At 65.9% G+C, this 26,521-nt stretch carries 22 protein-coding genes; 3 read left to right on the top strand and 19 right to left on the bottom strand.

Going from position 1 to position 26,521, the window contains the following annotated elements; translation table 11 throughout:
- The first annotated feature begins 7 nt into the window (after positions 1–7).
- Positions 8–832: an aldo/keto reductase gene (locus MKK04_RS10240; protein WP_063914964.1), complete on the top strand. Its 825-nt coding sequence runs from the start codon at positions 8–10 to the stop codon at positions 830–832.
- 81 nt (positions 833–913) lie between these two features.
- Here the strand turns inward: MKK04_RS10240 and MKK04_RS10235 are convergent, their stop codons facing one another.
- From MKK04_RS10235 to MKK04_RS10220, 4 genes are all read right to left on the bottom strand, one after another.
- Positions 914–1,423, bottom strand: coding sequence for a GNAT family N-acetyltransferase (locus tag MKK04_RS10235; RefSeq protein ID WP_233687695.1), 510 nt, complete (start codon positions 1,421–1,423; stop codon positions 914–916).
- 116 nt (positions 1,424–1,539) lie between these two features.
- Entirely contained in the window at positions 1,540–2,475 is a 936-nt protein-coding gene (gene catA, locus MKK04_RS10230; RefSeq protein ID WP_087501315.1) for a catechol 1,2-dioxygenase, read from the bottom strand.
- 43 nt (positions 2,476–2,518) lie between these two features.
- Positions 2,519–2,809 (bottom strand): muconolactone Delta-isomerase, encoded by a 291-nt coding sequence (catC, locus tag MKK04_RS10225; protein ID WP_207830558.1) that lies wholly within the window; start codon positions 2,807–2,809, stop codon positions 2,519–2,521.
- A gap of 150 nt (positions 2,810–2,959) precedes the next feature.
- Positions 2,960–4,081 carry a muconate cycloisomerase family protein gene (locus MKK04_RS10220; RefSeq protein ID WP_207830561.1) on the bottom strand — a complete coding sequence of 374 codons (1,122 nt, stop codon included), beginning with the start codon at positions 4,079–4,081 and terminating at the stop codon, positions 2,960–2,962.
- Positions 4,082–4,216: 135 nt separating this feature from the next.
- On the opposite strand from MKK04_RS10220, the gene catR reads away from it, so the two are divergent.
- Positions 4,217–5,089: an HTH-type transcriptional regulator CatR gene (catR, locus tag MKK04_RS10215; protein WP_207830564.1), complete on the top strand. Its 873-nt coding sequence runs from the start codon at positions 4,217–4,219 to the stop codon at positions 5,087–5,089.
- Positions 5,090–5,289: 200 nt separating this feature from the next.
- The gene (locus MKK04_RS10210; RefSeq protein WP_241106537.1) at positions 5,290–6,624 is read left to right on the top strand and encodes a D-serine ammonia-lyase; all 1,335 of its coding nucleotides are present in this window, start codon (positions 5,290–5,292) and stop codon (positions 6,622–6,624) included.
- A 160-nt stretch (positions 6,625–6,784) separates the two neighbouring features.
- On the opposite strand, the gene MKK04_RS10205 is transcribed toward MKK04_RS10210, so the two are convergent.
- The 15 genes from MKK04_RS10205 to MKK04_RS10135 form a co-directional block, all read right to left on the bottom strand.
- Positions 6,785–7,618, bottom strand: coding sequence for a helix-turn-helix transcriptional regulator (locus tag MKK04_RS10205; RefSeq protein WP_233694361.1), 834 nt, complete (start codon positions 7,616–7,618; stop codon positions 6,785–6,787).
- A gap of 53 nt (positions 7,619–7,671) precedes the next feature.
- The gene (locus tag MKK04_RS10200) at positions 7,672–9,084 is read right to left on the bottom strand and encodes an aminotransferase (RefSeq protein ID WP_207830571.1); all 1,413 of its coding nucleotides are present in this window, start codon (positions 9,082–9,084) and stop codon (positions 7,672–7,674) included.
- A 34-nt stretch (positions 9,085–9,118) separates the two neighbouring features.
- A complete protein-coding gene (locus MKK04_RS10195) occupies positions 9,119–10,222 on the bottom strand; it encodes a polyamine ABC transporter substrate-binding protein (protein WP_241106536.1) in 1,104 nt (367 codons plus the stop codon).
- A gap of 280 nt (positions 10,223–10,502) precedes the next feature.
- A complete protein-coding gene (locus tag MKK04_RS10190) occupies positions 10,503–11,204 on the bottom strand; it encodes an NAD(P)H-dependent oxidoreductase (protein WP_207830575.1) in 702 nt (233 codons plus the stop codon).
- Between the two features lie 43 nt (positions 11,205–11,247).
- Positions 11,248–12,663: an aldehyde dehydrogenase family protein gene (locus tag MKK04_RS10185; protein ID WP_241106535.1), complete on the bottom strand. Its 1,416-nt coding sequence runs from the start codon at positions 12,661–12,663 to the stop codon at positions 11,248–11,250.
- A complete protein-coding gene (locus tag MKK04_RS10180; RefSeq protein WP_241106534.1) occupies positions 12,656–13,846 on the bottom strand; it encodes a pyridoxal phosphate-dependent aminotransferase in 1,191 nt (396 codons plus the stop codon). The genes MKK04_RS10185 and MKK04_RS10180 overlap by 8 nt, the downstream gene beginning before the upstream one ends.
- Before the next feature lie 24 nt (positions 13,847–13,870).
- The gene (gene alr / locus MKK04_RS10175) at positions 13,871–15,100 is read right to left on the bottom strand and encodes an alanine racemase (RefSeq protein WP_207830582.1); all 1,230 of its coding nucleotides are present in this window, start codon (positions 15,098–15,100) and stop codon (positions 13,871–13,873) included.
- A 34-nt stretch (positions 15,101–15,134) separates the two neighbouring features.
- On the bottom strand, positions 15,135–16,742 hold the full coding sequence (locus tag MKK04_RS10170; RefSeq protein WP_207830585.1) for a 5-guanidino-2-oxopentanoate decarboxylase: 1,608 nt from the start codon (positions 16,740–16,742) through the stop codon (positions 15,135–15,137).
- Entirely contained in the window at positions 16,735–18,852 is a 2,118-nt protein-coding gene (locus MKK04_RS10165) for an acetate--CoA ligase family protein (protein ID WP_207830587.1), read from the bottom strand. The genes MKK04_RS10170 and MKK04_RS10165 overlap by 8 nt, the downstream gene beginning before the upstream one ends.
- A gap of 17 nt (positions 18,853–18,869) precedes the next feature.
- Positions 18,870–20,030, bottom strand: coding sequence for an acyl-CoA dehydrogenase family protein (locus MKK04_RS10160; protein WP_063914949.1), 1,161 nt, complete (start codon positions 20,028–20,030; stop codon positions 18,870–18,872).
- Between the two features lie 33 nt (positions 20,031–20,063).
- The gene (locus MKK04_RS10155) at positions 20,064–20,855 is read right to left on the bottom strand and encodes an enoyl-CoA hydratase/isomerase family protein (RefSeq protein ID WP_207830593.1); all 792 of its coding nucleotides are present in this window, start codon (positions 20,853–20,855) and stop codon (positions 20,064–20,066) included.
- A 240-nt stretch (positions 20,856–21,095) separates the two neighbouring features.
- On the bottom strand, positions 21,096–22,502 hold the full coding sequence (locus MKK04_RS10150; RefSeq protein ID WP_207830596.1) for an amino acid permease: 1,407 nt from the start codon (positions 22,500–22,502) through the stop codon (positions 21,096–21,098).
- Positions 22,503–22,719: 217 nt separating this feature from the next.
- On the bottom strand, positions 22,720–24,972 hold the full coding sequence (locus tag MKK04_RS10145) for an ATP-binding protein (RefSeq protein WP_241106533.1): 2,253 nt from the start codon (positions 24,970–24,972) through the stop codon (positions 22,720–22,722).
- Positions 24,969–25,745 carry a substrate-binding periplasmic protein gene (locus tag MKK04_RS10140; protein ID WP_241106532.1) on the bottom strand — a complete coding sequence of 259 codons (777 nt, stop codon included), beginning with the start codon at positions 25,743–25,745 and terminating at the stop codon, positions 24,969–24,971. Before MKK04_RS10140 ends, MKK04_RS10145 begins: the two co-directional genes overlap by 4 nt.
- Positions 25,742–26,458, bottom strand: coding sequence for a response regulator (locus tag MKK04_RS10135; protein WP_012271826.1), 717 nt, complete (start codon positions 26,456–26,458; stop codon positions 25,742–25,744). The genes MKK04_RS10140 and MKK04_RS10135 overlap by 4 nt, the downstream gene beginning before the upstream one ends.
- Positions 26,459–26,521 lie beyond the last annotated feature (63 nt).

The following is a 26,521-nucleotide window of genomic DNA, read 5'->3' as shown; positions in this document are numbered from 1 at the left end:
AATTTACATGCAAAGGCTCACCACCCGTAACGGCCTGAACCTGCCCGCGATCGGCCTGGGCACCTGGCCAATGACTGGCAGCGAGTGCACCCAGGCCGTGCGCCAGGCGCTTGAAGTGGGTTACCGGCACATCGACACCGCCACTGCCTATGACAATGAAGCCGCCGTCGGCCAGGCCCTGCGCGACAGCGACGTGCCACGCGAGCAGATTCACCTGACCACCAAGGTGTGGTGGGATCGCCTGGCGCCCAAGGCCATGCGCCAGTCGCTGGAGGACAGCCTGCGCGCGCTGGGGACCGAGCAGGTCGACCTGTTCTACATCCACTGGCCCGGCCAGGACTGGGACCTGGCCCGCAGCATCGAAACCCTGGTAGCACTGCGTGACGAGGGCAAGGCGCGCAGCATCGGCGTGGCCAACTTCCCGCTGGGGTTGCTGCGCCAGGTGGTGGAAACCCTGGGCGCGCCATTGTCGGCGATCCAGGTGGAATACCACGTGCTACTCGGCCAGCAACCGCTGCTGGACTATGCCCGCCGCCACGACCTGCTGCTCACCGCCTACACCCCGCTGGCCCGTGGGCAGGCGGCGGCGCAGCCGGTGATCCAGGCGATTGCCCGCAAACATGGCGTACTGCCCAGCCAGGTGGCGCTGAAGTGGTTGCTGGACCAGGACGGCGTGGCGGTGATCCCCAAGGCCGGCAGCCGCGAGAACCAGCTGGCCAACCTGGCGGCGTTGAACGTGCAACTGGATGACGAGGACCGCATGGCGATTGCCGGGTTGCCGAAGGACCAGCGGGTGGTGAGCCCGGCGTTTGCGCCAGACTGGAACAGCTGAGCGCTGCTCAATATCTGAAAGCTGGCACGATCTCTGTGGGAGCGGCCCGCGCAAACCGTTATGCCGGCGTCATGACCTGCTTCAACCGCTCGTTCGCCGGTGCCGCCCGCCCGTCACCAGGAAATTGAGCAAGGCCGGTTCGTCATCCAGGGCTATCGCCTGCGCCGGGCGCGATAGCCCGGCCAATACGGCCTTGCAGAAGGCCACGGCAGGCGCGTCCTGTGCGTAACAGCGCAACAGCCAGTCGCCCTCGCCGCCCAGCAGCTGCAACGCCACCGCCCGGCCGATGCCCTGGCGGCGGTACTTTTTCAGGATGAACAGATCGGCCAGTTCGAACGCGTCGATACCCGGCAGCTCGCTGCGTTCAACCAGTACGAAGCCGGCGATGAAGCCATCTGCCAACACCAGGTACGCGCCCCAGCCATCGGCCTGCCAGTAACGTTGCAGGTGTTCGTCATGGATATAGAAGCGGCCGTCCACTTCCACGTCTTCCTGTTCCCAGTCGGAGGACTCGTAGGCGTAGAACTGGTAGAGGTTGCGAATCAGCGGAGCCTGGTCGGCGGTGGTCGCCAGCAGTTCGATGGGCAGCATGGTGGTGGGCTCGGGCAAAAGGCGGATTCTAGATTACCAGCCCCTGGCAGCAAAAAGCCCGGGCCCTCCCCGCACGGAAAGGCCCGGGCAAAAACCCGTCATCGATTGGTAAGGGATCAGCTGTTTTGCAACGCACGCGGGCGGTGGCTGCGCGCCTCGGCGTCCGGCGCCTTGGCCGCCTGCAGGTGAAAGTCGAACGCCAGCTCGGCAAAGCGCTCGCCCTGTACGCCGCGATCACGCGCCGCCGCAGCATCCTCGACAAAGCGCAGCTCGCCGATCAGCCCGTCACGGGTGGCATAGGCAAAGTCATCCCACAGGTACTGGTCACCGGCAAAGTTGATCTGCGTGGTCAAATGGCGGTGCCCCGGCGCCGAGATGAAGAAGTGCACGTGCGCCGGGCGCTGGCCGTGGCGGCCGAGCAGGTCCAGGCACTCCTGGGTTGGCCCCTGCGGGTCGCAGCCGTACCCCGACGGCACGATGGAACGCGCGCGGTAGCGCCCTTCGGCATCGGTGATGATGCGCCGGCGCAGGTTGTACTCGGACTGGGTCGAGTCGAAGTATGAATAGGTGCCCTGGGTGTTGGCGTGCCACAGGTCGACAGTGGCGCCGGCCAACGGCTTGCCGTCGGCGTCGAACACCTGGCCCTGGAGGAACATCACCACGCCCGGGTCGCTGCCGTCGTCCATGCGCACTTCGCCTTGCGCCAGCGGCGCCCCCGCCACATACAGCGGGCCTTCGATGGTGCGCGGGGTACCGCCGCTCAGCCCGGCCTCGGCGTCCTTGGCGTCCTGCAGCAGGTCGAGGAAGTGCTCGATGCCCAGGCCCGCAGCCAGCAGGCCGGCTTCGTTACGGGCACCCAGGCGGTTGAGGTAGTCGACGGCATGCCAGAACTCATCCTCGGTGATTTCCAGGTCTTCGATCAACCGCGCAGTGTCCTGCAGCACACGCAGGACGATCTGCTTGAAGCGTGGGTTGCCTTCGGCATGGCCCAGGCCGGCCACTTCCTTGAAGAACGCCTGAACATCGGCAGTGTGGGAAATTTTCACGGTCATCGTGCTTACCTCATCTTGTTCTTGTCAGGTAGACAGGTGCGACTCAGCGGTCGTCGCTGTGGATCGACGAGGGGTGCCGGCACAGGCCGTTGACCTCGATGTCCATGTACGGGAACAGTGGCAGCTGCATCAGGGTGTCGTGCAGCGCCTCGACGCTGGGTACATCGAACACGCTGTAGTTGGCGTAGTGCCCGGCAATGCGCCACAGGTGGCGCCAGATGCCTTCGCGCTGCAGGCGCTGGGCCAGTTCCTTTTCGTCGGCTTTGAGCTTGGCGGCCTTGGCCGGGTCCATGTCGACCGGCAGTTTCACGGTCATCTTCACGTGGAACAGCATGCTGGTATCTCCTTTCTCTTATTTGGCGCGAACACTGTGGGAGCGGGCGAGCCCGCGAACACGGGCGAAGCCCGTGCCATCCACCGCGTCGCCTGCTTCGCGGCCAAAGCCGCTCCCACAGGGGTTGTGTGTGTTTTCAGCCCTCGCGATTCAGCGACGGGCGAAGCGCGCCAGGCGCTGTTCGTCCAGGGTCAGACCCAGGCCCGGGGTGCGTGGAACATGCAACTGGAAATCGTGGTACTGCGGTGGCTCGTTGACGATTTCTTCGGTCAGCAGCAGCGGCCCGAACAGCTCGGTGCCCCAGGTAAGCTGACGCAGCGTAAGAAAGGCATGAGCCGAGGCCAGGGTGCCGATCGAGCCTTCGAGCATGGTCCCGCCATACAGGGCGATGCCGGCAGCCTCGGCAATTTGCGCGGTGCGCAATACGGCGCGGGGGCCGCCGTTCTTGGCTATTTTCAGGGCGAAGATGCTGGCCGCGCCGTCGGCGGCCAGGCTGAAGGCGTCTTCGACGCTTTCGATCGATTCATCGGCCATGATCGGCGCCGGGCTGCGCTGGTTCAGGCGCACCTGGCCGCTGCGGTTGATGCGCGAAATCGGTTGCTCGATCAGATCGATACCGTTGTCGCCGAGCACCTGGCAGGCATGGATGGCCTGCGACTCGTCCCAGTACTGGTTGACGTCTACCCGCACGCTGGCGCTGTCGCCCAGCTCGCGCTTGATCGCGACCACGTGCTTGAGGTCCTGATGCAACGGGTTGGCGCCGATCTTCAGCTTGAACACCCGATGCCGGCGAATCTCCAACATGTGCACGGCTTCGGCAATGTCGCGGGCGGTGTCGCCGCTGGCCAGGGTCCAGGCCACTTCCAGGCTGTCGCGCACGCGGCCACCCAGCAGTTCGCTGACCGGCAGGCCCAGGCGCTTGCCCTGGGCGTCGAGCAAGGCACTCTCGATACCCGACTTGGCAAAGGTGTTGCCCTTGGCCAGCTTGTCCAGCTTGAGCATGGCGGCATTGATGTTGTCTGCCGGCTGGCCGATCAGCGCCGGCGCCAGGTGCGCATCGATGTTGGCCTTGATGCCCTCGGGGCTTTCGTAGCCATAGGCCAGGCCGCCGATGGTGGTGGCTTCGCCGATGCCTTCCACACCATCGCTGCAGCGAACACGCAATACCACCAGGGTCTGCTGCTGCATGGTGTGCATCGCCAGCTTGTGCGGGCGAATCGTCGGCAGGTCGACGATAATTGCCTCAATACGTTCAATCAGCGCGCTTGTCATTGTTGCCAGGTCCCGTTATATCGGGCTGCCAACCGCAGGCCCGAGTGGTGCATTTACTTGCTTGTTCAAGCATTGCGCGAGACCCTGATAGCCGTCCAATATCGAATGAATCTCCCACCATACCCTGGAGGTCTGATGGAGCTGCGCCACCTGCGGTACTTCAAGGTCCTGGCCGAAACCCTGAACTTCACACGCGCCGCCGAGCTGCTGCACATTGCCCAGCCACCGCTGAGCCGACAGATCAGCCAACTCGAAGACCAGCTCGGCACGTTGCTGGTGGTGCGCGAGCGCCCGCTGCGGCTGACCGAGGCGGGTCGCTTTTTCTATGAACAGAGCTGCACCGTGCTGCAGCAGCTGGAGAACATCAGCGACAACACCCGCCGCATCGGCCAGGGCCAGCGCCAGTGGCTGGGGATCGGCTTCGCTCCCTCGACCCTGTACACGGTGCTGCCGGAGCTGATCCGCGAGCTGCGCCAGGACAGCGAACTGGAACTGGGCCTGAACGAGATGACCACGCTGCAGCAGGTGGAGGCGCTGAAAAGCGGGCGCATCGACATCGCCTTCGGGCGCATTCGCATCGATGACCCGGCCATACATCAGCAAGTGCTGCGCGAGGACCCGCTGGTGGCCGTGCTGCCCAAGGGCCACCCGCTGGCCAGCAGCCCGCTTACGCTTGCCCAGCTGGCTGGCGAGGCGTTCATCCTCTACCCGGCCAACCCAAGGCCCAGCTATGCCGACCATGTGCTGGCGCTGTTCGCCCACCACGGCATGAGCATCCGCGTCAGCCAGTGGGCCAATGAACTGCAGACCGCCATTGGCCTGGTGGCCGTTGGTGTGGGCGTGACCCTGGTGCCGGCGTCGGTGCAGCAGCAACACCGCACCGATATCGAATATGTCAGCCTGCTCGACAGTGGCGCCGTCAGCCCGATCATCCTCAGCCGGCGCAAGGGCGACGTGAGCCCGATCGTGCAGCGTTGCCTGGCATTGATTGCGCAGCAGGCCGAATGAGCACGCGCTCCTGGAATCAACGGTCTGGCTAAACACCTGACCCTGTGGGAGCGGGTTCACCCGCGAACACGGGCGAAGCCCGTGCCATGCACCGAGTTGCATTCTTCGCGGGTAAACCCGCTCCCACAGGGCCCGCGTCTGTCTGTAGGCGCATTTTTGTGTCACACCCCGGCCATCATCAACCAACAGGAATACCCAGCATGATTCACGGCAAGACACTGCAAGCATGGTGCAGCACCCACCCCCTGATCGATGACCTGGTGACCTTGCGCGAAACCCGCTGGTTCAACCCGAGCATCGCCCCTGCCGCCCAGGCCCTGGCCGATGTCGGCCTGAGCGCCGCCGACGTCAGTGCCGCCAGTGCCCGGCTGACACGCTTTGCCCCGTACCTGGCCGGCGTGTTCCCGGATACCGCCGCCGCCGGCGGCATCATCGAGTCGCCATTGCGCCCGCTGCCCACCCTGCACGCCACCTTGCTGCAGGCGGCGGGCCTGCCGGCCAGCGGTTCGCTCTGGCTCAAGGCCGACAGCGAGCTGCCGATCTCCGGTTCGATCAAGGCCCGCGGCGGTATTCATGAAGTACTCAAGCATGCCGAGGACCTGGCCCTGGCGGCCGGCCTGATCAGCCTCGACAGCGATTACCGGGTACTGGCCAGCGACCAGGCGCGGCAATTCTTCAGCCAGTACAAGGTTGCGGTCGGCTCGACCGGCAACCTCGGCCTGTCGATCGGCATCATGAGCGCCAGGCTGGGCTTCCAGGCCACCGTGCACATGTCGGCCGACGCCCGCCAGTGGAAGAAGGACAAGCTGCGCGCCCATGGCGTGAGCGTGGTCGAGTACGAAAGCGACTACAGCGTAGCAGTGGAGCAAGGGCGACAGCAGGCGGCGGCGGACCCGAGCTGCTACTTCGTCGACGACGAGAACTCGCCACACCTGTTCCTCGGCTATGCCGTGGCGGCCGAGCGGCTGGCGGGCCAGTTCGAGGCCGCGGGTATCAGGGTGGATGCCGAGCACCCGTTGTTCGTCTACCTGCCCTGCGGGGTCGGCGGTGGCCCGGGTGGCGTAGCGTTCGGCCTGAAGCTGATCTGGGGCGACCATGTGCACTGCATCTTCGCCGAGCCCACCCACTCGCCCTGCATGTTCCTGGGGGTGTATAGCGGTTTGCATGACGCCACCAGCGTGCAGGATTTTGGCATCGACAACCTGACCGCCGCCGACGGCCTGGCAGTGGGCCGCCCTTCCGGCTTTGTCGGCAAGGCGATGCAGCGTTTGCTCGATGGCTATTACACGGTCAGCGACGAGACGCTGTATCGGCTATTGGTGCTGGCCCATGACCAGGAGAATGCACGCCTGGAACCTTCGGCGCTGGCGGGGATGCCGGGCATGGCCAAGGTGCTTGAATCGCCTGAGTACCTGGCACGCATGGGCCTGTCGGCCGGGCGCATGGACCTGGCTACGCATCTGGTGTGGGGGACCGGTGGCAGCATGGTGCCGGACGCGGAGTTTGCGGCCTATCTGGCTAAAGGCAGGGGCTGAGAATTATTGGGGGGCAGCGCTGTACCTGTGGGAGCGGGTTCACCCGCGAACACGGGCGAAGCCCGTGCCAGCCACCGCGGTGTCTGCTTCGCGGGTGAACTCGCTCCCACAGGGATCGCGCCAGCTTTCAGATTTGAGTAAGGTTGTTGCTCATTTGCTGCTAGGCCGGCAGGTGATCGCCGCGCAGCCAATCGATGAACCGCGCAAACAACTCCGACTGCGAGTTGATCTCCAGCTTCAGGTACAGATTCTTGCGGTGCATGCGCACGGTTTCCGGCGAGATGCCCAGCTCCAGCGCGGTGGACTTCACCGAATGCCCGCGCAAAATCATGTGCGCCACCTCCCGCTCACGGTCGGTCAGCACCTGGCAGCCGAAACTGTCGAACGCCGCCTGCAGGCTGCCACGCTCGGCCGGTGCCGGGTCGGGCTCCAGATGATGCCTGGCATAGCGCCCCAGCAGTTCACGCACCATCGGCTCCAGCGCCCGCAGCAGGTCGATCTGCCCGGCGCTCAGGCGTGTGCCGCTGCAGCCCTGGAACAGGCTCAGCGACAATTTGCGGCCAGCGCTGAGGTCGACGATGTAGTAGCTGTCTTCACTGCAACCGGTACCCAGGTAATAGGCCTTGTAGTAGTCACTGTCGAAGAAGTTGTCCGGGGCGATTTCCTGCAGGTGGTAGAAGCCCTCGGCCAGGCCGCTCTGCACGGCCAGGCAGAACGGGTCGAGCAGGTAGCCGGCACTGAAGTAGCGCTCCAGCACGGCGGCGCGGTGCAGGTCGGGGATGCCTTGCTGGTACAGCAGCTGTGGCGCCCGCCCCTGGCACTCGAGGCTGATCATCATCGACTCCACCTGCACCAGCTGGCCGATGGCAGCCGCCACATGCGCCAGCGCCTCGGGCGTTTCGCTGTGGGCCAGCGCGCGCTGTAGCGCCGCATGCCATTGCTGCAGCGCGCCCAGTGAAAGGGTAAGCGGAGTGTCGGGAGAGGCCTGGGTCATGCCCGGCAGTCTAGCCTGCCAGGCACGCCCACGCACAGCCCTTTGCGCCAGGTTCATCGGCCCTGATACAGGCCAAGCGCCGTGAGTTCGCGCGCAGTTTCGATGATGCACTGGCGCAGGGTTTCGACGATCTCGTCCACTTGCGCATGGGTGATGATCAACGGCGGCGACATCACGTTCAGGTGCATGATCGGCCGCACCAGCAACCCTTTGGCCTGGGCCTTGCTGTGAATGCGTTCACCGATGTTCACCTCATCCGCGAACAGCGCCTTGCTGGCCTTGTCGGCAACGAACTCGACGCAGGCCATCAGCTTCATGCAGCGCACATCCCCCACCAGCGGCAGCTCGCGCAGGCTTTGCAGGCGTTGCTCCAGGTAGCCGCCGACGTCCTTGACGTGCTCCAGCAACTGCTCGCGCTCGATGATCTCGATGTTCTTCAAGGCCGCAGTGCAGCACACCGGGTGCCCGCTGTAGGTGAAGCCGTGGGTGAAGCAGCGGCCCTTGCCCGGCTCGGCGATCACCTGCCAGATGCGTGCGGAGAAAATGCACGCCCCCAGCGGCAGGTAGGCCGAGGTCAGGCCCTTGGCGGTGGTGATGATGTCGGGGGTGACGCCGAACAATTCCTCACTGGCAAAGAAGGTGCCCAGGCGCCCGAACGAAGTCACCACTTCGTCGGCGACGAACAGGATGTCGTAGGTCTGGCACAGCTGCCACATGCGCTGGAAGTAGCCCTTGGGCGGAATGATCACCCCGCCCGAGCCCATGATCGGCTCGGCGAAGAACGCCGCCACGTTGTCGGCCCCCAGCGAGAGGATCTTGTCCTCGAACTCGGCCACCAGGAAGTCGAGGAACTCGGCCTCGTCCATGTCGTGCGGGGCGCGATACGGGTTGGGGTTGGACACGTGGTGGATCAGGTCGTGGTGATAATCGAACTCCGGCACCCGGTCAGCAGCCTTGTTGCCGATCGACATGGTCAGGGTGGTGGAGCCGTGGTAGGCGTTGTAGCGGGCGATGATGTGCTTCTTGTGCGGTTTGCCACGGCAGTTCTGGTAGTACTGGATCAGCCGGTAGGCGGTGTCGACCGCGGTCGAGCCGCCGGTAGTGAGGAACACATGGTTCAGGTCGCCCGGCGCCAGCTGCGCGAGCTTCTGGCACAGCTCGATGGCCACATCGTTGGCCATGTCGGAAAACGGGTTGGAATAGGCCAGCTGGCGTACCTGATCGGCGATGGCCAGGGCCATTTCCTCGCGGCCCAGGCCAATGTTGGTGCACCACATGCCGCCGACGGCATCGAGGAAGCGGTTGCCGTGGGTATCGCGGATGTAGGCGCCCTCGCCGGCAACGATGTTCAGCGCACCTTGCTCGCGGTGCTCGTCGAACACATGGTAGCCGTGCATGTAGTGGGCCTTGTCGGCGTCCACCAGCGGGTCGTGGGCAATGGCGAATGCTTTGCTTGGGGTGGCCATGGGCAGCTCCTTGGCAGTGATCGTTGGGCAGTGTTCAGAAACCGGTCTTGACCGTGCTCCAGACCCGGGTGATGGCGCGCATGTCCTTCGGGCTCTGGGTTTTCTGCGCGAACAGGCGCTCGCGGGTTTGCGCGTCGGGGTAGATGGCCGGGTCATGGCGGATCTCGTCGCGCACCAGCGCAGTGGCGGCGGCGTTGCTGTTGGCGTAGTGGATGTAGTCGGTGACCTTGGCCATGGTCTGCGGCTGCAGCAGGAACTCGATGAAGCGGTGGGCGTTGGCCGCGTGCGGCGCATCCTTTGGGATGTACAGGTTGTCGAACCAGATCAGCGAGCCTTCCTCGGGGATGAAGAACGACAGCTTGATGTCCTTCTTCGCTTCCACCGCGCGGGCCTGGGCGGTGGCGTAGTCACCGGACCAGGTCAGGGCCAGGCAGACATCGCCGTTGGGCAGGCTGGTGAGGTAGTTGACCGAGTCGAACTTGCGAATGTACGGGCGAATGCCCAGCAGCAGTTGTTCAGCCGCCTTGAGGTCGGCCGGCGATGCACTGCGTGGGTCCTTGCCCAGGTACTGCAGGGCCAGCGGGATGACTTCGGTCGGCGCGTCCATCAGGGTGACGCCACAGTCGGCGAAGCGCGAGACGATCTGAGGGTCGAACAGCATGGCCAGCGAGCCGATGGGGGCATCGGGCATGCGCGCGGTGATCTTGTCGACGTTGTAGGTCACCCCCGAGCTGCCCCAGGTGTAGGGCGCCGAGTATTTCAGGCCGGGGTCATAGCCTTGCAGGTTGTTCACCACCTGCTGGTCGAGGTTGTGCCAGCTGGGCAATTGCTGCTTGTCCAGCGCCTGGAACACACCGGCGCTGATCAGCGGGGGTACCAGGGAAGCGTTGAGCATGACCAGGTCGTAGCCGGAGCGGCCGGTGAGCAGTTTGGTCTGGACTGTTTCGTAGCCATCGAAGGTGTCGTAGATGACCTTGATGCCGGTGGCCTTCTCGAAGTCGGCCAGGGTGGTTTCGCCGATGTAGTCGGTCCAGTTGTACAACCGCAACGTGTTACCGCTGTCCACCTCTGCCGCCTGGGCCAGACTGGCGCCAGACGCCAGCAGCAGACCGCCAATCACCTTCAGTACCTTGCGCATGGCAACTCCATCGTGTGAATGCTCGGGATCGAGCCGATGGGGGCACTATCGAGGGATTTGCCGAAGGGGGACATACCCCGAATGTGTGGGTGGTCGTTTTTTGGCAGGTGGATCTCAACAGCCTGCCGAATCTTTGGGGGCTGCTTTGCAGCCCTTTCGCGACACAAGGCCGCTCCCACAGGTTCACTGCCAGCTTCGAAGGCTGCGCAGTCCTTGTGGGAGCGGCCTTGTGTCGCGAAAGGGCCGCAACGCGGCCCCAGTGGCTGGCACAGGAGAAAGGTCAGGTCAGCGGGTAAAGCGCCTCGTCGAACTGCTCCAGGCGCGGGAACACCAGTGGCTGGTCGTCCGAAAGCTGCTCCAGGCGCTGCCGGTACTGCTGTAGAAAGCCCTGCCGCGCCTCGTCACTGATGTACGGCACATGCCAGGCCACGAACGGTGGCAATACCTCGAACCCGACATAGGCCAGCGTGCCGCGCAAGATCGGCCGCAACATGTCCTCCAGCGGCCCGTGGATCGCCCCGTCGCCAAACATGTGCTCGCGCCCGCCCAGGGTCACGGTCACCAGCGCCTTCTTGCCCGCCAACCCGCCCTGGTCGTAGAAGCGCTTGCCGCCATAGCACACCCCCGACACCAGCACCCGGTCGATCCAGCCCTTGAGCATGGCCGGCGCCGAGAACCAGAAAACCGGGAAGTTCAACACCAGCAAGTCGGCCCACAGCAGCTTGTCCAGCTCTTGCTGGATATCCGCGGCAATGGCGCCGCGCTTGACCCCCTGGCGCTGCTCCAGGGCATACACCAGATACTCGGGGTTCTCGCGCTGGGTGAAGTCATCGGCACTGGCCACCGGGTTCCAGCCCATGGCGTACAGGTCGCTGACTTGCACCTGATGGCCCTGGGCGCGGAAGGTTTCTACGGCCTGGTCACGCAGGGCAGCAGTGAACGATTGCGGCTCGGGGTGAGCGTGGACGATCAGTACATTCACAAACATTCTCCTCACACAAAACAGGTTGTCTTCCAGCTGTGGCTCAGCACTGCACCGCTTTCACCTCGACGAACTCCGCCAGGCCTTCCTCGCCCCACTCGCGCCCGTTGCCCGACTGCTTGTAGCCACCGAACGGTGCCTGGTAGTTGAACCCGCCACCGTTGATGAAGCATTGCCCGGCGCGTATCTGCCGCGCCAGGGCCAGGCCGTGCTCGCGACTGCCGGCCCACACCGCGCTGGACAGGCCGAACGGCGAATCATTGGCCAGGGCCAACGCCTGGGCCTCGTCGGCATAGGGGATCAGGCACAGCACCGGGCCGAAGATTTCCTCCTGGGCGATACGCATGCGGTTGTCGACGTCAGCGAACAACGTCGGCGCCACGTAGAAGCCGCGTGCGAAGCCGGCTGGCGTGTCGCCGCCGCACAGCAGGCGCGCCCCCTCCTCCTGCCCCAGGCGAATGTAGTCGAGCACGGTGCGCCGCTGGCCTGCCGAACACATCGGCCCGAGGAAGCTGGCCGGGTCACGCGGGTCGCCCATGACCAACGCGCGGGTCTCGGCCTCGGCAATCTCAAGCGCTTCGGCGTAGCGGCTGGCCGGTAGCAGCATGCGGGTCAGGGCCGTGCAGGTCTGCCCCGAATTGATCATCACGTCCTGCACGCCATGGCGCACCGCCGCGTGCAGGTCGGCGTCCGCGGTAATCAGCAGCGGCGATTTGCCGCCCAGCTCCAGGCACACCCGCTTCACCGTGGGCGCGGCCGCCTGGGCCACGCGCACCCCGGCGCCGGTGGAGCCGGTGAACGACACCATGTCCACCTGCGGGTGCCGGGCCAGGGCCTCGCCGACCTTGGCCCCCGGCCCGCTGACCAGGTTGAACACCCCGGCCGGCAGGCCGATGGCCTCGATCATCTCGGCCAGCATGAACGCATGCAGCGGCGTTTCCTGGCTGGGCTTGACCACCACCGTGCAGCCGGCGGCCAAGGCCGGCGCCAGCTTGCCGATCATCTGGTGCAGCGGGTAGTTCCATGGGTTGATGAACGCGCACACGCCAACGGCCTCGCGGTACACCAGTGAGTTACCGACTTCGCGCACCTCATCCATCAGCCCGGCCAGTTCGGCGTACTGCTCCAGCCCGGCGATCGGGCCCTCTACCTGCACCGCCTGGCACCACTGCACCGGCATGCCCAGCTCGTCGGTGATGACCGAGGCCATTTCCGCCGCGCGGCTTTTCAGCTGTGCGGCCAACGCCGTTATGTACCCGGCCCGTACGCTGGACGGCGTGCGTGACCAACCATCAAAGGCCCGCCGCGCGGCCATCACCGCCCGTTCGACATCGGCCTCGGCGCCCAACGGCACGCGGCCGATGGCCTGTTCGGTGGCCGGGTCGATCACCTCGGCCATGCCCTGCCCGCTCGATACCTGCCAGGCGCCGTCGATGTACAGCCGCGCATACTCACGCATGGGCCTGCCCCTGCATCAGTGCGGCGGCGCAGCGGGCGATGCGCTGGCAAGCGTCGGACAAGGCCTCGTTACCCAGTACCAGGCCCAGGCGGATATGCCCGGCAGCGCTGGGGCCGAAGGCTTCGCCGGCGAGCACCGACACACCCTGGCTGTCGAGCAGGCGATCGGCGAAGGCCTGGGCGCTGAGGCCGGTCTCGCGGATATCGACCATCACGAACATGCCGCCATCGGGCTTGAGCACCTTGATGCCCGGGCAACCGGACAACTGCTCGCACACCAGGTCGCGGCGCTGGCGATAGGCCTCGCGCATGGTATCGAGCTCGGGCAATTGCTGCTCCAGTGCTACCACGGCGGCGTCCTGGATGAAGTCCGGTGAACCGTACAACATGCACAGGGCAAGGTTTTCCAGGTGAGCGGCCAGCTCGGTCGAACCCACCACCCAGCCCACCCGCCAGCCGGTCATGGCATGCGACTTCGACAGGCTGTTGAGGGTGGCGGTGCGCTCGGCCATGCCCGGCAGGCTGCCGGGGCTGACATGCTCGCCGTCGTACAGCAGCTCGCTGTAGACCTCGTCGGAGATCAGCCACAAATCGTGGGCGATGCACAGTTCGGCCAGCGCTTCCCAGGTGGCGCGCGGCAGGCTCGCCCCCGAGGGGTTGTGCGGGCTGTTCAGGGCCAGGGCGCGGGTGCGCGGGGTGATGCGCGCGGCCACGTCACGCGGGCACACGCGAAAGCCGTTCTCCGGCTTGACCGGCACCGGAACCACCTTGGCGCCACAGGCACCAAACACCGCCTCGTAGGTCACGTACATGGGCTCGGCGACAATCACCTCGTCACCCGGGTCGAGCACGCACTGGGCCACGCAGTACAGCGCACACTGGGCCCCGGCCAGCACCGTCACCTGGTCGGCATTGACGGCCTGGCCGCTGCGCTGGCGGTGGCGATTGGCGATGGCCTGGCGCAGCGCCAGCTTGCCGCGCACATCGGCGTAATGGGTGTGGCCCGCACGCAGGCTGTCGATGGCCGCCTCGACGATCGGCGCGGGGGTGTCGAAGTCCGGGTCACCCACCGACAGCAGCAGGATATCCTTGCCCTCGGCCTGCAGCGCCAGGGCGCGGTAGTGGATGTCCCAGGCTGCAGCCCCGTCGCCGGCGATGCGTTGAGTGAGCTTGGCGTAGCGCATGGCAATCTCCCTTCATTGGCGGTTTCAGTCGACGAGAATCTTCGGGTTGGAACTGCCCCATACGGTGTACAAGTCGGCGAGCAACGCACCGTTGATTTCTTCCATCTCGGCCTGGGTGATCTCACCCCCGGCCTGTTTGCCAAACAGCACCACTTCGTTGCCACCCTTCACATCGGGGAAGTCGGTGACATCGACCATCAACGTGTTCATCGACACCTTGCCCACCACCGGCACACGGTGGCCGTTGATCAGCACATGGCCCTTGTTGGTGAACGCCCGGCGGTAGCCATCGGAGTAGCCGACGGTGATGTTGGCCAGGCGCGAATCACGCGCCAGGGTGAAGGTGCGGTCGTAGCCGACAGTGTTGCCTGCCGGGTAGCTGTGCACCGCCGCCACGCGCGACTTGAACTGCATGACACGCTGGTATTCGGTATGCGTCGGCACGGTGTCGCCGAACAGCGCGCCGCCGGTGCGCACCATGTCCAGGCGCGCTTCCGGCACTTCCAGCGTAGCGAAGGAGTTGGCGGCGTGCAGGGTGAGCTTGCTGCGATCAAGCTTCGCGTGCTTGATCAGCCAGTCGGTCTGCTCGTTGAACGCTGCCAGGCCTTTGCGCACATCGTCCTTGTCTTCCACGGCGAAGTGGGTCATCAGCGCGACCAGCTTGAGGTGCTTCTGGTCGGTGATCTGCAGCGCTTCGCCACGGCCGGACCAGGTGGCCATTTCCACGCCGTTGCGGCTCATGCCGCTGGAATTGAGCGCCAGATGAATGCGCAAGGTCTTGCCGTGGCGTTCGGCGAGGGCATCGAGTTGGCGGGCGAACTCGGCGCTGCCGACCAGCTCTTCCATGTCGTACTGCAGGGCATCTTCCACTTCGCTGACGCTGGCCAGGCGTACCCGTACCAGTTGCCCGGTGAAGCCGCTGGCGCGGACCACGCGGGCCTCCTCGTTGCTGGCCACCGCCACGCAGGGCACGCCCTGGGCGATGATCGAAGGCATCACCAGGCCGACACCGTGGCCATAGGCGTCGGCCTTGAGCACGGCGCACAGCTTGGACTTGCCGCCCAGCTCGGCCTGCAAGGTACGGATGTTGTGTTGCAGCGCGCCGGCACTGATTTCGACCCAGGCGTTGCTGTTCTGCACGGTCAGGGCCGTGGTGCCGTTGTCCATCGACAGCGGCGGTGCGGCATACAGCGGGGCCTGGCCAGTGATCAGCAGCGCCAGGGATGCAGCCAGGAGGGTACGGCGAAATGGCATGGTGTCTTCTCTTGTTGTTCGTGGTGTCTGCGGTTTAGCAGACGCAGGTGTGTTTAAGTTCGATAAAGGTGACGCCGGGGGTGGCGAAACCGCTGGCCAGATCGGCCTGCAGCGCGTCCAGGTCACGCGGCTGGCGCACCGTGCAACCGAAGGCACGGGCCAGACCGATGAAATCCGGGTTGCGCGGCAGAACGCCGACCGGCTCGATATCCAGCCCGAGCATGTCGTCGCGGATCTGGCCAAGGGCGTCATTGTTCCACAACAACACGACCAACGGTCGCTCCAGTTCCTCGACTGCCGTGGCCAGCTCCTGGGCGGTGTAGAGGAAGCCGCCGTCGCCCACCAGCACCAGGCCTGGGCGGTGGTCGCTGGCGAACATGCCGCCGATGCCGGCCGGCAGGCCGTAGCCGAGGGTGCCGTAGCCGGTGGGGTGCAGCCAGCTGCGCGGCGCCCGGCTGGCGAAAGCGTAGTTGCCGGTGTAGGCCAATTGGGTCATGTCACTGCTGATGAAGGCATCGTCGGGCAGCACGGCGGCAATGCGGTCGAGGATTGCCTGGTGCACGGCCTGCAATGGCGCATGCCCGCTGCGAATGGCCTGGCGCAGGTTGGCCACTGCTTCGCTGGCCTGGGCCGGGTCACGGTGCAGCACTGGCAGGTGTTCGAGCAGGCCGGCCAGGGTTTGCCGGGCATCGCCGTGCAGGGCCATGGCACAGGGGTAGAAGTCGTTGAACTTGCGCGGGTCGATGTCCACGCGCAGCAGCTGGCCAGTGATCGGCAGGCGCTCGCGCCAGAAGTCGGTGTCGGCCATTTCGGTCCCCACGGCCAGCACCACATCGGCCTGGCTGATCAGCTGCCAGCCGGGTTCGACGCACAGGCTGGCGCCGGCATTCAGTGGCGCATCCGCTGGCAGCAGGCCCTTGCCAGCCACGCTGGTGAACAGTGGGGCTGCCAGCCGGGTGCTCAGCTCCTGCAGCTGCTCGGCCGCGTGCAATGCCCCACCGCCGGCAATGATCATCGGGCGCTTGGCGGCTGCCAGCTTCACGGCAGCCTGGTCGAGGATGTCGCGGCACGGCTGGCCACGCCCGGGGCGGCGCACCACCTCATCGCTCCAGTCACGGCTGACCGGTGCGGCCAGCACGTCCAGCGGCACCGAGATATGCACCGGGCGCGGCCGTTCGCTGTCGAACACGGCCCAGGCGCGGGCAATCAGTTCGGGCAGGTCGTCGCCGCGCAGGGCCACGGCAGAGAAGGCGGTAATCGGCGCGGTCATGGCGCGCTGGTCCTGGGTTTCGTGCAGGCAGCCCCAGCCCTTGCCCAGGCTGGCGGTGTGGTTGACGCTGGAAATCACCAGCATCGGGATGGAGTCGGCATAGGCCTGGCCGATGGCAGTGGCGGCATTGGTCACGCCCGGGCCGGTGATGACGAAGCACACCCCCGGTTTGCCACTGACCCGGGCATAGCCGTCGGCCATGAAGCCGGCGCCCTGCTCGTGGCGGGTCAGTACATGGCGGATGCCGCTGCCCGGCAGCCCACGATACAGCTCCAGGGTGTGCACGCCAGGGATGCCGAATACCGTTTCCACGCCGTAGTTGGCCAGCAGGCGCACTAACGCCTGGCCGGCAGTCCGGGTGTGCTTATTCATGTCGTTCTCCTTGCGCCTGGCCGAGGCGGATCAGCGCGTCGACCGCGGTGGTGCCATGGGCACCGACCATCAATGGGTTCACATCCAGCTCCAGCAGTTGCCCGGCGTTCTCGCAGGCGTAGTCGGCCACCGCACGGATGGCTGCGACCAGCGCGTCGAGGTCGGCGGCCGGGCGGCCACGAAAGCCTTGCAGCAGGCTGGCGCTGCGCAGGCTGAGCAGCGCGGCGCGGATGGCGTTGTCAGTGGTCGGTAGCAACAGGCTGACGCTGTCCTTGAGCAACTCGACCAGCACGCCACCGGCGCCGATCACCAGGGCCAGGGCGAAGTCGTGCTCGCGCTTGATGCCGACGATCAGCTCGGCCAGCGGCGGCTCGGCCATGGGTTCGAGCAGCACCTGGTCGAACGCTACCTGGGGGGCGTAGGCGGCGATGCGCTGGCGCATCTGCACCAGCGCGATCTCGAGGGCAGCGGCATCACGCAGGTTCAGCGCCACCGCACCGGCTTCGGTCTTGTGCGGCAACTGCGCGCTGACCGCCTTCAGTACCAGCGGATAACCGACGCGGGCGGCGTCTGCCACGGCGCGTTCGGGTGTGCTCAGCACCCCGGCCGGTACCGGCAGGCCAAAGGCACGCAGGGCTTGCTTGGATTGCCATTCGTCCAACAGGCGACTCTCGCCCGCGTAAGCCTGTGGGCACAGCGGCACCCGCGTGGCCTCACCCTGTTCCAGCAGCCGCTGGCGGTTGCGCTGGTAGGCGACGATGCGGCCCCAGGCTGCCAGGCCATCCTCCACGCCCTGCAGGGCGGCGATGCCACGTGCGTGCAAGCGCTCGCGCGCGCAGGCGGGCAACAGTTCCGGGAACGCCGAAGTGACGAAGCCGATCTTGCCGTGGCGTTCCAGCGCATCGCAGTACAGCGCCAGCAGCAGGTCGCATTCCTTGCGTTCGCCGGTGAACGCCGCCGGGTAGTCCAGCACCAGCATGGCCGCGTCGGCAGCGCCGCTCAGGGTGCTGTCGAGCATACGTTGCAGGGCCGCTGCATCACCCCAGATGGCCGTGGTGAAATCCAGCGGGTTGACCAGGTTGGCATAGGCCGGCAGTACCTCGGCCAACTGCGCCACCTGCCCTTGTTCAAGCTTCGGCAGAACCAGCTGGTTGCGCTCTGCATAGTCGGCGATCAAGCCGGCATCGCCACCGGAACAGGCCAGGGCGATCAGCTCGCCATTCACCGGCAGGCGGCCACAGGCGGCGGCCTTGAGGGTTTCAACGAAGCTCACCGGGCCACTGACGCGGATCACGCCCAGGCGCTGGAACAGGCTGTCGTACAAGGCATCGGAGCCGGACAACGAGCTGGTGTGGCTGAGCGCCAGTTCGGCGCCAATCTGCGACACGCCGGTCTTCAAGGCAATGATCGGCGTGCCCTGCTGCAACGCCTTGCAGGCGGCCCGGGCGAAGCCGGGCACGTTCTTCAGGCCTTCCAGGTGCAGGCCGATGGCGGTCACCCGGGGGTCGTCGAGCAGCACGTCCATCAGCTCGGCCACGCCCAGTTGTGCCTGATTGCCGACCGAGGCCATGTAGGCCACCGGCAGCGAGCGGTCGCTCATGGACAGGTTGTAGGCAAAGTTGCCGCTCTGGGTGAGGATCGCCACGCCCTTCTCCACCTGCTGGCCACCATGGGCCACCGGCCACAGGGCAGCACCGTGCAGGTAGTCGAGCAGGCCGTAGCAGTTGGGGCCGAGCAAGGCCATGTTGCCAGCGGCAGCGAGCAGGCGTTGCTGCAGCTGGCGGCCTTCCTCGCCGCTTTCGGCAAAGCCCGAGGCGTAGCAGATGACACCGCCTGCGCCGCGTGCGGCCAGCTCGGCAACGCACTGCAAGGTCAGCTCACGGTTGGTGGCGATGAACACCGCGTCCGGGGCATAGGGCAAGTCGGCCACCCGCGCCACACAGGGGATGCCTTCAAGGCTGTCATGCTGCGGGTTGACCAGCCACAGCTCGCCGCCAAAGCCACCTTCAGCACAGCGCTTGAGCGCCCGCGCCATGCTGCGCCCGCCGACGAAGGCCAGGTGCCGGGGTGCCAGCAGGCGCTTGAGGTTGTCACGAATCGTATGCGACATGGGTGTTCTCCTGGCGCTCAGCGCAGCAGCGGGCGCAGCAGTTCGCGGGCGATGATGTGCCGCTGGATTTCCGAGGTGCCCTCCCAGATGCGCTCGATGCGTGCATTGCGCCAGATGCGCTCGACCGGCCCTTCGTCCATCAGGCCCATGCCGCCGAAGATCTGCACGGCTTCGTCGGCGACCTTGCCCAGCACCTCACTGGCGAACAGCTTGGCCATGCCGGCCTCGCCATCGGTCATGCTGCCCTGGTCCATCTTCCAGGCGGTGTGCAGGGTGAGCATTTCCGCAGCGCGAATCTGCGTGGCCATGTCGGCCAGCTTGAACGACACGCCCTGGTAGCTACCGATGGCCTGGCCGAACTGCTTGCGATCGGCGGCCCATTGCAGCGACAGGTCGAGGGCACGCTGGGCCTGGCCCACGCAGTTGGCGGCGACCATCACCCGGCCGGCGGTGAGCCAGGCGTTGGCCACCTCCCAGCCCTTGCCGACCTCGCCCAGCACCTTGCTGGCCGGTACCCGGCAGTCGTCGAAGAACAGCTCGTAGGTGTGGTAGCCACGGTTGCTCACACACTTGGGGCCGCGGCGAATGGTCATGCCCGGGGTGCCACGGTCGACCAGCAAGGCGGTTACCGCATTGCGCTTGCGCCCGTTGTGCTCGTAGGTATCGGTGACGGCAAAGACGATGGCGAAATCGGCGTGGCCGGCATGGCTGATGAAGTGCTTGCTGCCGTTGATGACGAAGTCGTCACCCTGGCGCACGGCGCGGGTCTTGATGGCGTTGGCATCGGAGCCGGCGCCCGGCTCGGTGAGGGCGAAGCAGTCGATTTTTTCGCCCTGCACGCACGGCAACAGGTAGTCGTTGACCTGCTCGTCCTTGCAGGCCATGAGGATTTTCGACGGCCGCGCAACGAACACGTGCAAGGCCCAGGACACTTTGGACAGCTCGCGCTCGATCAGCGCCTGTGACAGGTAGTCCAGGCCACCGCCGCCGACTTCCTCGGGCATGTTGAAGGCATAGAACCCGGCGGCGATAGCCTTGCCGCGGATCTGCGCAGCCAGTTCGGGCGACACGGCGTCGGCGCGATCCACCGCCTCCTCATGGGGCAGCAGCTCCTTGGCGACAAAGCTGCGTACCGCTTCCACCAACATTTCTTGTTCTTGGGTCAGTTGGAAATTCATCTGCGAAGGTCCTGGTGAGGGTCGGTTATCGGGTTACTGGCCGGTGAAACGGGGGGCGCGGCGTTCCACCGAGGCTTGCAGCGCCTCGGCACCGTCGTGGCTGCGGCCGCACAGCAGGCCGGCCTGGCGCTCGGCTTCAAGCTGCTCGGCCAGGGTGCGCCGGGCGCCGTCGCGGATCAGCCGCTTGGTCTGCGCGTAGGCGAAGGTGGGGCCGTTGGCCAGGCGCCCGGCCAGCTCGGCGGCCACGGCGGGCAGTTGCTCGTCGGCGCACACTTCGCTGACCAGCCCGGCCGCCAGGGCACGTTCGGCCCCCCACAGCTCATCGAGGAACAACAGGCGCTTGGCCTGCTCGCTGCCGATCAGTCGGGGCAGGTGCCAGCTGGCGCCGGCATCGGGGCTGTAGCCCATGCTGGTGTAACCGGCCTTGAAGCGCGCCGAGGCCGCGGCGATGCGCAGGTCGCAGCACAGGCTGAGGTCCATGCCACCGCCCACGGCGGTGCCGTTGATGGCAGCGATGGTGGGCTTGTCGAGGCTGTGCAGGCGTAACATCAGGGTGTGGGCAGTTTCGGTCCAGCCGTAGCTTTCCAGGGTGCCCTGGGCCTCGGCCGCGGCCCATTCGGCCAGGTCGGCACCGGCGCAGAAGCTGCGGCCGCTGCCGGTCAGCACCACCACGCGCACGGCCGGGTCGGTGTTGCAGGCTTCCAGCAGGGCGTGCAGTTGCTTGAGGGTGGGGATGTCCAGCGCGTTGCGCTGCTCGGGGCGGTTGAGGGTGATCCAGGCAACGCCGGCTTCGACCTTGCTCAGCAGTGACGACGGGGTGGTCATGGGGGCCTCGGTGTTGTTGTGATGGTTTTGGGAGGGCTTGATGAGGGAGATACTAAACGAGTGTTCAACAAGGCGGGATGGGCTGTTACAACTTCGCACAACTCGGTTTTTGCTGTTACGCGGTTTGCTTTCGGCATGGCATTTTCGTTGCCCGTGAGATCGAGCGCCGCGCGGGCGGCGCTCGATCTCACAGGCAATAAAAATGCTTCGACGAACACTTACAACCAACGAACCACGGCATCAAACCCCCGGCGCGCTAGGCTCGAAAGCCCCCTGCCGACGGCGGTTGACGAAGAAGTACGCCGCATAGCACAGGGCAATGAAGCCAAAGCCCCAGTACAACGACGGCCGCTGGGTTTCATCCAGCGCCAGGAACACGAACAGCGAACTGCACAGGGTGATGCACAGCAGTGGCACCAGCGGGTACAGCGGCGCCCTGTACTTCAGGTCCTGCAGTTGCCCACCGTCACGCAGGTAGGCCTTGCGGAAGCGGTATTGCGCCAGGGCGATAACGATCCAGGTCACGGTGCCAGACATGCCGCTCACCGCCATCAGCACCATGAACAGGGTGTCGGCAGCAATGAAACTGGTCATCAGCGAGATCAGCGCAAAGCACAGGGTGATGCTCAGCGCCCGCAACGGCACGCCACGCTTGCTCAGCGGCGACAGGCTTTTCGGCGCCATGCCGCTCTTGGACATGGCCCAGAGGATGCGTGTGGAGGCATACAGCCCGGAGTTGCCCACCGAGAGGATGGCAGTGAGGATGACGAAGTTCATCAGGTCGGCGGCAAAGGGAATGCCGACCATGTCGAACACCTGCACGAACGGGCTCTCCATCAACCCGGCCTGCTCGAACGGCACGATGGCCGAAAGCACGGCAATCGCCAGCACGTAGAAGATCAGCACACGGAACACCACGTTGCGCACGGCCCGTGGGATGCTCTTTTCCGGGTGCTCGGTCTCGCCGGCCGCCACCCCCATGATTTCGCAGCCCTGGAAGGCATAGACCACGGTCATCATCACCGCGAACACCGCCGACAGGCCATGGGGAAACAGCGACTCGCCCACCAGGTTGTCCAGCATCGGTGCCGGCGCCCCGCTGCTCAGCGGGATGGCGCCGAAAATCACCAGCACGCCGATGATGATGAAGCCGAGGATGGTCGCCACCTTGATCCCCGAAAACCAGTACTCCGCCTCACCAAAGGCGCGGGTGGCCAGGGCGTTGAGGCCGAACAGCACGACCACGAACAGCGCCGACCAGTACCAGATCGGCACCTCCGGGAACCAGCGGGTCATCAGCATGCCGGCGGCAGTGAACTCCAGGCCCACAGTGGTGGCCCAGCTCATCCAGTACACCCAGCCGATCATGAAGCCGGTGGCCGGGCCGATGAACTGGGTGGCGTGAGCCTGGAACGAGCCGGACACCGGCATCTGCACCGACAGCTCACCCAGGCAGACCATCACCAGGTACATCAGCAAACCTGCGACCAGGTAGGCCAGGATCGCGCCGACCGGGCCGCCCTGGTTGATGGTCACGCCCGAGCCCATGAACAGCCCGGTGCCGATCACCCCGCCCAGCGACAGCATGAAGATGTGCCGGCTTTTCAGCGCGCGGGTGAGCTGGATCTTTTCGCGGATGTCAGTCATGGCGCACCTCGCCTTGGCGGCCGGTGCCTGGCCACGCGGGGGTGCCGCGCGGGGTGGTAGGAAGGAGGGGCTGAGCGCTACGGCATGTCATTATTCTTGTCTCCAATAAGCCTCATGGACCGCGTGCAACACGGTTGCCATGGATTATTGGAAACGGATGTAAGGTGCCGTTGTACGAACGGATCGAAGATGTAAAAAGTCGTAAGTTTTTTGTACGTCAGCTCTGGATCAGCTGTTCCAGGGTGGCGCGGGCCTGGGCAAGCTCGGTGGCCAACGGCTCGCAGAGCGCTTTCAATGCCTGTTCGTCATGCTGCCGGGCAGCGCCCTCAAGGCGTCGGAGCAGCGCAGCCAGGCCAGAAAAGCCCAGGGAATCGCAACTGCCGGCCAGCCGGTGGGCCAGGTGCAGCACTTCGGTAAAGTCCTGGGCCGGCAGCGCCTCGGCCAACGCCGTGGCGTGCTGCTCCAGCGACTGGCGCAGCACCTTCAACAGGCCTTGCAGCTTCTGTTCACCCAGCAGCGAGCGGTGAGTGTCCAGCAATGACCAGTCCATTGTCGCGTCGGCGCCAGCCACTTCAGTGGGCGCCGCTTCGGCCAGCGCCTGGCGCAGGTTGTCCAGCCGCAGGGGCTTGGCCAGCACTCCCTGCATGCCGGCGGCCAGGTAACCCGGCACTTGCCCCGGTTGCACGCCGGCCGTCAGCGCCAGGATCCGGCTGTGGCGGTTCGGCCCGGGGGTGGCACGAATCTGCCGGCACAGTTCCACCCCGCTCATGCCGGGCAGGTGCACGTCGAGCAGGATCAGGTCGAAGCGCCGCTGTGCGCAGGCCAGCAGGGCCTGCCCGGCGTCTTCGGCAAAGCTCACCCGGTGGCCATCGCGCAGCAGCAGCCCACCGGCCACCTCGCGGTTCAACGCCACATCCTCGACCACCAGGATATCCAGGCTGGCCAGGGGCGAAGGGGCTGGTGCACTGGCCAGCACTGGCTGCCCGCTGGCCATGTCGAGCTCGAACCAGAAGCAACTGCCCTGCCCTTGCACGCTGTCCAGGCCAATGCAGCCCCCCAGCTTTTCCACCAGGTGCTTGCAGATCGCCAGGCCCAGGCCGGTGCCGCCGTAGCGCCGGGCCACCGCCTCGCTGGCCTGGACGAAGCGGTCGAAGACCCTGGCCTGTACCGCCGGCTCGATGCCGATGCCATTGTCACTGACCGACACCCGCACTCGCTGCGAGCCCTGGTCACTGGCCAGTACCTGCACCGCAAGCCGCACCTGGCCGTGTTCGGTGAACTTGATGGCATTGGCCAGCAGGTTGCTGAGCACCTGGCGCAGGTACTGTTCGGCACCGTGCTGGTACTCGGCCAATTGCTCGTCGATGTCCAGCTGCAGTGCGTCGCCGTTGTCCCTGGCCATGGGTTCGAGCAGCGCCAGCACTTCCTGGCACAACTGGCGTAGCGAGAAACCGACCAGCTCGGCGCGGCTCTCGCCCTCTTCGAGCCGGGCGAAATACAGCACTTCATTGAGAATCGCCAACAGCCCTTCGCCGGCCTTGTACAAGGCCTCGACGCGCAGGCGGTCGGCCGCCTCCAGCCGGCCGCCGCGCAGCAGCTCGGCCATGCCGAGAATGCCGTTGAGCGGTGTGCGCAGCTCATGGCTCATGGTCGCCAGGAAGCGTGACTTGGCCAGGTTGGCGGCTTCGGCCTCGTCCTTGGCCCGGGCCAGGCTGGCGGTGCGCCGCTCGACCATGGCCTGCAGCTCGTCGCGCTTGTCCTGCAGCGCCAGGCGGTCGCGCTCGCGGCGCTCGATATCGCTGAGGATGGCGCGGCGCATGTCATCCAGGGCATTGGCCACGGTGTCGATCTCGTCCGGGCGTGTCGACGGGCGGCGCCCCAGGCGCAACGGTTCCTGCCACTGGCCGGCGCCAATACGCCGGGCGAACTCGGCCATCACTTGCAGGTGACGGGTGACCAGGCGGTAGAACAGCCCCGACAACGCCACCGCCAGGCCACACAGGAACACGCCCATCCACAGCAGGCTGGCAAGGCCCGTGGCATACAGCCGCCGGTGCACCGCGCCCAGGTCGATGCTCACTTCCAGCTCGCCCAGGTGCCTGGCCGGCCCCGAGGGCGGCTGGTAATCGAGAGGGAAGCGTTCGATGCGCAGCGGCCCCTTGGGCTCGGCGGCACCGCGCAGCAGCTGGAAGTCGTCGCTGAGCAAGCGCACCCGGGCGACATCGGAAAAGTCCACCAGGCCGCGCAGTTGCGTATCCAGCTGTGCCTCGTCCAGGTCCCACAGGCTGCGCTCCAGGCTGGCCAGGTAGCCGGCGCGGATCAATGCCATGCGCGCCTCGATATCGCGCATTTCGCGACGGTATTCGAAGTACAGCTGCACCGAGCTGGCCAGCACGGTGAAGCACAGGCTGAACAGCAGGATGAACAGCAGCAGGCGGCGCAGCAGGCCATCGGTGCGCAGGCGGATCATCGAGTGTCCGCCGGCAGGTTGACCATGTCGCGGTAGGTCACTTCGCTCTGCTCCAGCCAGCGCTCGATCTCGCCGGCCTGGTTCATGCGCAGCAGCTGCGCGTCGATTTCGTCCATATGCTGGCTCAGGGGCGATAGCCGTGATACCGCAACGCGCAGGTAGTCCACGCTCAGGGCCGTGGGCAATACACGGATGTCCTGCGCCCCGGGCAGGTTTTCGATGAACAGCTGACCGGTGCGCCGCTCCTGGATCACGTAGTCGATGCGCCCACGGATCAGCTTGCCGAAGTTCTGCTGGCTGGACGACACCCGTTCGATGTTCTGGTGGCGAGCGACGAAACGGTCGAACTCGGCGCCGTAGCTTTCGCCGTACAGCAGGCCGCCGCGGTAGCCCGCCAGGTCCTCCAGGCGCTGGAACTGTACCGGCCGCAGGCGGTTGTAGAACACCGCCACTTCCTCGCGCACCACCGGCACCGTGGAAAAGCGCATGCGCTGGTCACGCTGGTCGCTGTTGTAGGCCAGCACCACGTCCACCCGCCCGGCGGCGGCGTCCATCAGGCAGCGCTTCCAGTTGCCCAGCACCACGGTCTGCACCTCATGACCCATGCGCCCGAACAGCTCTCGCACCACGGTGGGTGCCAGGCCGCGCACCTGGTGGCCGTCACTCCAGGAAATCGGCGGGTACACCGGGTAGTCGCAATAGCGCACCGGTTGCCCTGCGCGGGCTTGCACGGCGAACAATGCCAAGGCCAGCACCCAGGCGCTGCGGGTCATGCCGCCACGCTGGCGGTGAACAGGTAGCCGGTGCCGTGGATGGTGATGATCAGCTGGGGCTCGGCCGGGTCGTCGTGCAGCTTGCGCCGCAGGCGGCCGACCAGCACGTCGATGGAGCGGTCGTTGGGCACCCATTCGCGATTGCGGATCTGGTCCATCAGCTGGTCGCGGCTCAGGGTGTGGCCGCTGTTGCGCAGGAACACGCTGAGCAGTTGGAACTCGCCATGGGTCAGCAGGGTTTGCCCGCCACGGGCGTCGATCAGGCGCCGGCGGTCGGTGTCCAGTGCCCAGTCGGCGAACTGCTTCAGCGATTGCGCGCAGGCCGGCGCCGGGTGCACCTCGCGGGCATGGCGCACGCGGCGGATCAGGTTCTTGGCACGGGATACCAGCTCGCGAGGGTTGAGCGGTTTGATCACGTAGTCGTCGGCGCCGCATTCCAGGCCGACGATGCGGTCGATGTCGTCGTTGCGCCCCGTGATGAGGATGATGCCCACCTCCGAACGTACCCGCAGCTCGCGGGTCAGGGTGAGGCCGTCCTTGCCGGGCAGGCGGATGTCCAGCAACACCAGGTCGACATCCTGGCTGCCGAGCAGGGCTTCGGCCTTTTCCGCGGTGTCGGCGCAGTGCACGTCATAGCCTTCCTGGGACAGATAGGCCTGCAGCAAGTCACGAATAAGCGGATCGTCATCGACGATCAATACCCGAGGCGTCATTGCGTGTCGTCTCTTTTATTATTGGTGTTGTTCTACACACTCGCGACAGCAGCGTACTCGTTA

The organism is Pseudomonas sp. LS.1a (assembly GCF_022533585.1).
Taxonomy (GTDB): domain Bacteria; phylum Pseudomonadota; class Gammaproteobacteria; order Pseudomonadales; family Pseudomonadaceae; genus Aquipseudomonas.
This window is presented reverse-complemented; position numbering and strand designations above follow the sequence as displayed.

Bases quoted from the DNA above. Each gene is read 5' to 3' on its own strand.
- MKK04_RS10135 (WP_012271826.1), bottom strand. From the start codon at position 26,458: ATGACGCCTCGGGTATTGATCGTCGATGACGATCCGCTTATTCGTGAC.
- MKK04_RS10240 (WP_063914964.1), top strand. From the start codon at position 8: ATGCAAAGGCTCACCACCCGTAACGGCCTGAACCTGCCCGCGATCGGC.
- MKK04_RS10155 (WP_207830593.1), bottom strand. From the start codon at position 20,855: ATGACCACCCCGTCGTCACTGCTGAGCAAGGTCGAAGCCGGCGTTGCC.
- MKK04_RS10170 (WP_207830585.1), bottom strand. From the start codon at position 16,742: ATGAATAAGCACACCCGGACTGCCGGCCAGGCGTTAGTGCGCCTGCTG.
- MKK04_RS10210 (WP_241106537.1), top strand. From the start codon at position 5,290: ATGATTCACGGCAAGACACTGCAAGCATGGTGCAGCACCCACCCCCTG.
- catR (WP_207830564.1), top strand. From the start codon at position 4,217: ATGGAGCTGCGCCACCTGCGGTACTTCAAGGTCCTGGCCGAAACCCTG.
- catC (WP_207830558.1), bottom strand. From the start codon at position 2,809: ATGCTGTTCCACGTGAAGATGACCGTGAAACTGCCGGTCGACATGGAC.
- MKK04_RS10165 (WP_207830587.1), bottom strand. From the start codon at position 18,852: ATGTCGCATACGATTCGTGACAACCTCAAGCGCCTGCTGGCACCCCGG.
- MKK04_RS10195 (WP_241106536.1), bottom strand. From the start codon at position 10,222: ATGCGCAAGGTACTGAAGGTGATTGGCGGTCTGCTGCTGGCGTCTGGC.
- MKK04_RS10160 (WP_063914949.1), bottom strand. From the start codon at position 20,030: ATGAATTTCCAACTGACCCAAGAACAAGAAATGTTGGTGGAAGCGGTA.
- MKK04_RS10205 (WP_233694361.1), bottom strand. From the start codon at position 7,618: ATGACCCAGGCCTCTCCCGACACTCCGCTTACCCTTTCACTGGGCGCG.
- MKK04_RS10180 (WP_241106534.1), bottom strand. From the start codon at position 13,846: ATGCGCTACGCCAAGCTCACTCAACGCATCGCCGGCGACGGGGCTGCA.
- MKK04_RS10185 (WP_241106535.1), bottom strand. From the start codon at position 12,663: ATGCGTGAGTATGCGCGGCTGTACATCGACGGCGCCTGGCAGGTATCG.
- MKK04_RS10145 (WP_241106533.1), bottom strand. From the start codon at position 24,972: ATGATCCGCCTGCGCACCGATGGCCTGCTGCGCCGCCTGCTGCTGTTC.
- MKK04_RS10220 (WP_207830561.1), bottom strand. From the start codon at position 4,081: ATGACAAGCGCGCTGATTGAACGTATTGAGGCAATTATCGTCGACCTG.
- MKK04_RS10140 (WP_241106532.1), bottom strand. From the start codon at position 25,745: ATGACCCGCAGCGCCTGGGTGCTGGCCTTGGCATTGTTCGCCGTGCAA.
- MKK04_RS10200 (WP_207830571.1), bottom strand. From the start codon at position 9,084: ATGGCCACCCCAAGCAAAGCATTCGCCATTGCCCACGACCCGCTGGTG.
- catA (WP_087501315.1), bottom strand. From the start codon at position 2,475: ATGACCGTGAAAATTTCCCACACTGCCGATGTTCAGGCGTTCTTCAAG.
- MKK04_RS10150 (WP_207830596.1), bottom strand. From the start codon at position 22,502: ATGACTGACATCCGCGAAAAGATCCAGCTCACCCGCGCGCTGAAAAGC.
- MKK04_RS10235 (WP_233687695.1), bottom strand. From the start codon at position 1,423: ATGCTGCCCATCGAACTGCTGGCGACCACCGCCGACCAGGCTCCGCTG.
- alr (WP_207830582.1), bottom strand. From the start codon at position 15,100: ATGCCATTTCGCCGTACCCTCCTGGCTGCATCCCTGGCGCTGCTGATC.